The organism is Aerococcus sp. L_32 (assembly GCF_050689315.1).
On the sequence record NZ_JBOEQF010000480.1, the window covers coordinates 1 to 1,434 of the forward strand.

General features: G+C 39.5%; 1 protein-coding gene. It reads left to right on the forward strand.

Annotated features, from left to right (window positions below):
• Positions 1–1,147: PAS domain-containing protein (locus tag ACRCJ0_RS14040; protein WP_431390847.1), on the forward strand; the 1,147-nt coding region annotated here is incomplete at its 5' end.
• Between the last annotated feature and the right edge of the window lie 287 nt (positions 1,148–1,434).

The window sequence follows — 1,434 nt, forward strand, 5'->3', positions numbered from 1 at the left end:
CCAAGATAACCCAGAGTTAGCGACGGAGGGGCCTGTTCATACCTTGAATCGGAAAATCCGCCAAGCAGATGGTGTGATTATTGCTACAGCGGAGCACAACCATACAACGCCAGGACCATTGAAGAGTGCATTGGAATGGTTATCCTTCACAATTCATCCATTGAAAAACAAACCTGTAAAAATCATCGGTGCTTCTTATCTAGATCAAGGAACATCACGATCACAATTACACTTACGTCAAATTCTTGAGGCACCAGGAATTGATGCTTTAGTCATGCCAGGGCAAGAGTTCCTATTAGGAAATTGTAAAGAGGCAATCAATGCTAATGGTGATTTAGTTGAACCTAGCACTGTAAGTTTCTTGAAAGGTAGCTTAGAGAAGTTTATGAAATACGTTGAATCTGTTCAACCACTTAAAGATAACCCCGTATTCCCTGAGGAAGATTTAACTGCAACTAAGCATTGTGACACAACCATTGAGGGTGTAGACATGACCGCACCGGATTGGGTTGAGCAAGCTGCAGCAAAAGTGGGCGCTGTCGAAGGTGATACCTATGTGAAACTGGATAGAGGGTTGTTAACAGTAGACCAATTAAACTGGTTCCTAAAGACAATTCCTCTTGAATTGACTTATGCAGATGAAAATAACCAATACATCTATTATAATCGCGTGAAACCTGGTCAAGACATGTTTGCTTCTCGTTACGAAAAAGATGTTGGTAGCCCACTCGGTGCTGTTCACCCACCACGTGCTGTGAAGAACGTTTCTTGGGTAATCTCTCAATTGCGGTCAGGAAACATGGAAGGTGTTCATGTACACGTACCAATCCATAAAGAAAATTATGTTGTCCATAATTATGTGGCTATTCATGATGAAGATGGTAAGTATCGTGGAATCAACGAGCATGTTTTAGACTTGCAACCTGTAATTGAGTGGTATCTAGAACAAACAGGACAAAAGTTAGTGAAAATTGAGGAAGATACAACTGATGCTTCAACTAGCGCTTCAATGAATGGTGCATGGAGTCACGATGACAAAAACGCTGTGGAAGCTGATGCTAAAAGTGGTGCAAGTGATGCAGAAGTAGCAGATACAACCACTGCAGCTATTGCTACTGATGAAGATTCGAGTGCTAGCCAATCTTAGTCAGTGGAATAGCCTGGTTTAGGAGAAAATGATTATTTTCAGTCAAAAAAGCCTATAAACGATTAGGATTATTATTGCAAAAATTGTATGAACAGAATAATAAAAACGATGTATGCGTTTGCAAATTGTTATTTTATGGCATCAATTAATATTTTATTTTTTATGAGGCAAAACTCTTGTAAAATGCAATTGATAAGGGTTACAATAAGCACGAGCACATCAAAATTAAAAATCAGGGGGATCTATTTATGCCATTAGAAAACATGGTCGACATGCTGACAAAAGCA